Origin of the sequence: Pseudomonas sp. CFII68, from assembly GCF_000416195.1 — a bacterium.
GTDB lineage: Bacteria > Pseudomonadota > Gammaproteobacteria > Pseudomonadales > Pseudomonadaceae > Aquipseudomonas > Aquipseudomonas kilonensis.
On the sequence record NZ_ATLN01000060.1, the window covers coordinates 1 to 5,217 of the forward strand.

The 5,217-nt window shown below is 62.1% G+C and carries 6 protein-coding genes; 5 read left to right on the forward strand and 1 reads right to left on the reverse strand.

All coding sequences use genetic code 11. From position 1 onward, the window contains the following. Positions 1-53: 53 nt before the first annotated feature. A complete protein-coding gene (locus tag CFII68_RS17205) occupies positions 54-1,001 on the reverse strand; it encodes an ABC transporter substrate-binding protein (RefSeq protein ID WP_018605139.1) in 948 nt (315 codons plus the stop codon). A 304-nt stretch (positions 1,002-1,305) separates the two neighbouring features. Between CFII68_RS17205 and CFII68_RS17200 the strand changes: the two genes are divergently transcribed. The 5 genes from CFII68_RS17200 (at position 1,306) to CFII68_RS17185 (ending at position 4,851) form a co-directional block, all read left to right on the forward strand. Continuing rightward, complete coding sequence (locus CFII68_RS17200) at positions 1,306-2,298, forward strand: aliphatic sulfonate ABC transporter substrate-binding protein (RefSeq protein ID WP_018605141.1); 993 nt, start codon at positions 1,306-1,308, stop codon at positions 2,296-2,298. A gap of 63 nt (positions 2,299-2,361) precedes the next feature. Next, positions 2,362-3,207 (forward strand): ABC transporter permease, encoded by an 846-nt coding sequence (locus CFII68_RS17195; protein WP_018605143.1) that lies wholly within the window; start codon positions 2,362-2,364, stop codon positions 3,205-3,207. A 3-nt stretch (positions 3,208-3,210) separates the two neighbouring features. After that, positions 3,211-3,924 (forward strand): ABC transporter ATP-binding protein, encoded by a 714-nt coding sequence (locus CFII68_RS17190; RefSeq protein ID WP_018605145.1) that lies wholly within the window; start codon positions 3,211-3,213, stop codon positions 3,922-3,924. A gap of 121 nt (positions 3,925-4,045) precedes the next feature. Further along, positions 4,046-4,207: a hypothetical protein gene (locus tag CFII68_RS27660; protein ID WP_018605147.1), complete on the forward strand. Its 162-nt coding sequence runs from the start codon at positions 4,046-4,048 to the stop codon at positions 4,205-4,207. Between the two features lie 47 nt (positions 4,208-4,254). Further along, positions 4,255-4,851 carry a helix-turn-helix domain-containing protein gene (locus tag CFII68_RS17185; protein WP_162493997.1) on the forward strand — a complete coding sequence of 199 codons (597 nt, stop codon included), beginning with the start codon at positions 4,255-4,257 and terminating at the stop codon, positions 4,849-4,851. The last annotated feature ends 366 nt before the right edge of the window (positions 4,852-5,217 follow it).

A 5,217-nucleotide genomic window follows, 5' to 3' on the forward strand; every position in this document is an offset into this window, starting at 1 on the left:
TCCGCTATCGCGAGCAGGCTCGCTCCCACAAAGGCCTGCGGACGGGGCTCGGTTTATTCGCTCAAGGCCTGGGTGAAGGATCTGTCGATAATCCCCGCAGTGGCCAGCGGTGCCGGCAGCGCCTTGACCTTGAACAGGAAGTCCGCCGTGCTTTGCAGATCGGCGGCAGCCTGTTGGTCCACCGGGCCGACGCTCATGTGTGCCTGGCGCAACCAATGACGCGAGACGTTCTGGTCGAGATTGGCCTTTTTCGCCCACAGGTCCGCGTATTGGTCGGTGTGGTTGTCGACCCAGGCGCGGGCTTGCTTCACACGCCCGAGAAAGTCGGCGATGGCTTCGCGCTTACCGTCGATGGCCGGCGTCGAAGCGGCAATGGCGCTGAGGCCGGGCATGAGGTTTTTCGCCGTCAGGATTGGCCGGGCACCGGAAAACAGGATCTGTTGCGAGATGTAGGGTTCCCACACCGGAAACGCATCGATGCTGCCCTGGGGCAAGGCGGCCGCCGCGTCGATCGGCATCAGCTTGATGAATGCCACATGGTTCTCCGGCAGGCCAGCCTGTTCCAGGGCGCGCAAGGTCAGTTGCTGGCTCCAGGCGCCCGGCCAATAGGCGACCTTCTTGCCCTTGAGGCCGGCGATGGTCTTGACCGGTGAATCCTTGGGTACCAGCAACGCGATAGTGTCCGGGTTCTGCCGCGAAACACCGATCAACTTGACCGGCGCCTGTTTGGCAGCCAGGAACAGAAAACCCGAATCGCCGAGAAAACCCAGGTCCAGATCGCCGGTACTCAGCGCCTCGGCCAGGGGCGCGGCGGCCTGGAAGTGTTTCCAGTCGACTTGGTAAGGTGCGCCCTCAAGCACACCCGAGGCCTCCACCGACGCCCGTACGTTGTAATAGTTCTGGTCGCCGACGTGCAATACCAACGGCTCGCTGGCCTGGACCAACGGTGCGGCGAACAATGTGCTGAGGAGCAGACGGCGCAGGGATTGGGAGACCTTCATGAAGACATTCCTGAATGAATTTAATAGAACATAACGCTCTAGCAATTCAAATTTGAAATTCTTTTAACGCATAAGCTCAGAGCCACAAACAGCCAGTGTCCAGGGCGCAACAGTGCCGCAACAGACTGTTGGCTGGGCAACACCTCCCTAAAGCCTTCACCCCATGGCGACGCCCGCAAAACCGCCCTTTCCCGGGCTATGGCACAGAGCCTGCAATATTCCTTTCAAGCGCGATTTCCTCCCGCCGTCCGATCTTTCGGAAATAAGAACATTGCCTTCTCGCCGCCTTGTCTGGAGCTGTTCCATGAAACCCGACGTCCGCTTCTCCCTGGCCCGTGCCAGATATTTGATCAGCGCCTGCGCCCTGGTGCTGGGCCTGCCGTCCCTGGCCCTGGCCGCAGAAAGCCCTCCGGCCGAAGTGCACCTGGACTACGCCTATTACTCACCGGTCAGCCTGGTGCTCAAGCACTTCGGTTATCTGGAAAAAGCCCTGCCCCAGACCAAGGTCAGCTGGGTCCTGAGCCAGGGCAGCAACCGTTCCCTGGAATACCTCAACAGTGGCGGCGTCGACTTCGCTTCGTCTGCCAGCCTCGCCGCGGTGCTGAGCCGGGCCAACGGCAGCCCGATCAAATCGGTGTATGTCTACAGCCGCGCCGAATGGACCGCCCTGGTGGTGCGCAAGGATTCGCCGTACCAGACGATCGCCGACCTCAAGGGCAAGAAAATCGCCGCCACCAAAGGCACCGATCCTTATCTGTTCACCCTGCGCAGCCTGCAACAGGCCGGGCTGAAAAAAGACGATGTGGAGCTGGTGCACCTGCAGCACCCGGACGGGCGCACCGCCCTGGAAAAAGGCGACGTCGACGCCTGGGCCGGTCTCGACCCGCACATGGCCGCCAGCGAAGTACAGGCTGGATCGCGCCTGCTGTATCGCAACCCGGCCTTCAACAGCTACGGCGTGGTCAGCGTCACGGAAAAATATGCCCAGGAGCATCCGCAGACCATCAACACCGTGCTCGCGGCCTACGAACAGGCCCGGGCGTGGTCGGTGGAGCATCCGCAAGAACTGGCTGAATTATTGGCCGACGAATCCGGCCTGCCGCTGGAAGTGGCCAAGCTGCAACTGTCGCGCACCGATCTGGGCAGTCCGCAGTTGAGTGCCAAGGATGTGCTGGCCTCCAAGGCTGCCGCGCCGATCCTGGTCTCCGAAGAGTTGGTACGTCGCGGGGTGAATGTCGACCAGGTGATTGATCAATTGCTCGACACCGGCCGCCAGCAGGCCGTGGCCCGCCAATAACCCCTTGCCCAAGCGACAACCGATCCGCGCCTGTCGCGGATTCGGCGTTGCCGGAGAACCGCCATGAGCAGCAACAGCAAAGACCTCTCCAGCCCGCGCCTGGCCCTGTCCGCGCCGGACAAAGCGCCGCTGTTCAATCCCGACCATTGGCGGCTGCGCCTCAAGGGATTGGCCCTGCCGGTGCTGATCATCGTGTTCCTGGAAATCATCGTGCGCATCGGTTGGCTGCCCGCCTACCAGATGCCGGCCCCCAGCGAGATTGCCCTGACCCTCGGCGACTTGGCCGAAGGTGCGCTGTGGAAACACATCAGCGCCAGCCTCTTGCGAGTGTTGCTGGGCTTTGCCATCGGCGCCGGCCTGGCCTTGATCTTCGCCGCCTGGGTTGGCCTGAGCCGGGAAGCCGAGGCCTATCTGGAGCCGACCTTCGCCGGTCTGCGCTCGATCCCCAGCCTGGCCTGGGTGCCATTGCTCCTGCTGTGGCTGGGCATCGACGAAACCTCGAAAGTGGTACTGATCGCCATCGGCGCGTTCTTTCCCGTTTACCTCAATGGCGTGGCGGCGATTCGCAACATCGACCGCAAACTGGTGGAGGTCGGCCACATGTACGGCTTCAGCCGCCGCCGTCTGGTGCGCCGGATTCTCCTGCCGGCCGCCCTGCCCGGCCTGTTCACCGGCTTGCGCAGCGGCATGAGCCTGGCCTGGATGTTCCTGGTGGCCGCCGAACTGATCGCCGCAACCAAAGGCCTGGGCTACCTGCTCAGCGATGGCCGCGAAACCTCGCGCCCAGACATCGTGCTGGCGGCGATCATCGTGCTCGCCCTGCTGGGCAAGCTCAGCGACGGCATGCTTGCCGGCCTGGAAAAACGCTTCCTGGCCTGGCGCGACACCTTTAACGGCACCGAGGAATGAGCCATGACCCAAGCCCTGCTGGAGATCCACGTCGAGCGCAAGACCTTCGCCGCCACCACCGTGCTCAATCACATCCACCTGCAATTGCAGCCTCGGGAAACCGTGAGCCTGTTGGGTCCCAGCGGCTGCGGCAAAAGCACCTTGCTGCGCATCGTCGCCGGCCTGGAAAAGGACTTTGAAGGGCAACTGCTCAGCCACACCGAACAATTGGCCTTTGTGTTTCAGGAACCGCGGTTGATGCCCTGGCTGACGGTGCAGCAGAACATCGGCTTCAGCGATGACGACCATTACGACCAGGCCTGGGTCGCGCAGTTGATCGAGGAAGTCGGCCTCACAGGTTTTGCCGACGCCTTGCCCAAGGCGTTGTCCGGCGGTATGGCGCAACGGGTGGCGATTGCCCGCGGCCTGTACTCGCGACCACAGGTGCTGTTGCTGGACGAGCCCTTCAGCGCCGTGGATGCCTTCACCCGGATGAAACTGCAGGACCTGTTGCTGCAACTGGCCGAGCGGCACGCCATCGCCCTGTTGCTGGTGACACATGATGTCGACGAGGCGCTGTACCTGAGCGACCGGGTGTTGGTGATGGATAACCGCCCCAGCCGCATTCGCCAAGAATTGGCGGTGCAACTGGACCACCCGCGTGACCGGCGCGACCCGTTGCTGGCCCGACTCAAGGCGCTGGCCCTGACCGAATTGCACCGCGCCCACGTGATTTGATCAGGCGTCTCGCTAAGAACACAAAGGCATTAATAAATAAACAATCAGTATTTATGGTTATAAACATAACCACGTACTCTCAGCTCATCCCGTCCCATTGGTCACGACAGTGAAGTGCCTTATGAAACCGACTGACAACGTTATCGACTTCGTCCAATTCCGCAAACGCAAGCAGGCCCAGCAACTGGCCCGGGCTATGTGGGAAATGTACGCGCGTAATGCCGGTTACCAGGCGTTCCAGTGGATTCAGGCGTCCCAGCCGACCAGGACGTACCAGGCGTGAGCGCCCAGGAACCCTCGCGCTTTTTGGCGAGTACCGATGAACCCGAAGTGGACCTCAATCACCTGGAAGCCTTGGATGAGGATCCGATCTGCGAACGGGTTGCGCAGAACCTGCAACGCCTGCGCGGCAAACGACACCTGTCCCTCGACGCCCTCGCCCGCCAGTGCGGGGTAAGCCGGGCCATGCTGGCGCAGATCGAATCCGGACGCAGCGTGCCGTCGATCAAGGTGCTGTGCAAAATCGCCAAGGGTCTGAAGGTGTCGGTCGCCGCGTTCCTGGAACACCGGGCTTTCGAAGGGGTGGCGGTGCTGTCGGCCAGCCAGAGCAAACGCCTGGTCAGCGCCAATGGCGCGTTCGTCAGCCGCGCCTTGTTTCCGTTCGATGTGGCACGCCAGTCGGAATTCTACGAGCTGCGCCTGAGCCCCTTGGGCGAAGACCAGTCCGAAGGGCACGGGCCTGGCGTCCAGGAAAACCTGGTGGTGTCCCAAGGTGTGCTGGAGATCAGCGTCAACGACGAGCGCTACCTGCTCTCCACGGGCGATTCGATTCTATTCTATGCCGACCAGCCTCACCGCTATCGCAACCCGGCCGACAGTGAAGCGGTGGCGTATCTGGTGGTCACCTATCCGGAACGCCTGGACTGAAAGGCAGGGTGGTGTATAGCAGGGTGGTGTATATCCGTTTCTGCGGTAACGGCCACTGACGGTTCCGCTCTTACAGCGGCTCACTTTTGAGAAGCGCAAAAGTAAGCAAAACGCTTCTGCCCCACCACTCGGTGCCTCGCCTAGGCTCGGCATGCCTGAACGAAGGCATTGCTCCGTGGGCCGCCGCGAAGGGCCATCCATGGCCCAGCGCGGCTAACCCGGCATCCATGCCGGGTTGCCCACTGCGCAATACCTTCGTTCAGCCAGCGTGGTTAACGGGGCGCCCGAGATCAACGTCCATCGCGAGGCGGCCTGATAGCCGACCTGGCTCTGGGTGACCGCGTTCCTCCTGTGGGAGCGGGCTTG

Bases quoted from the DNA above. Each gene is read 5' to 3' on its own strand.
- CFII68_RS17205 (WP_018605139.1), bottom strand. From the start codon at position 1,001: ATGAAGGTCTCCCAATCCCTGCGCCGTCTGCTCCTCAGCACATTGTTC.
- CFII68_RS17200 (WP_018605141.1), top strand. From the start codon at position 1,306: ATGAAACCCGACGTCCGCTTCTCCCTGGCCCGTGCCAGATATTTGATC.
- CFII68_RS17195 (WP_018605143.1), top strand. From the start codon at position 2,362: ATGAGCAGCAACAGCAAAGACCTCTCCAGCCCGCGCCTGGCCCTGTCC.
- CFII68_RS17190 (WP_018605145.1), top strand. From the start codon at position 3,211: ATGACCCAAGCCCTGCTGGAGATCCACGTCGAGCGCAAGACCTTCGCC.
- CFII68_RS27660 (WP_018605147.1), top strand. From the start codon at position 4,046: ATGAAACCGACTGACAACGTTATCGACTTCGTCCAATTCCGCAAACGC.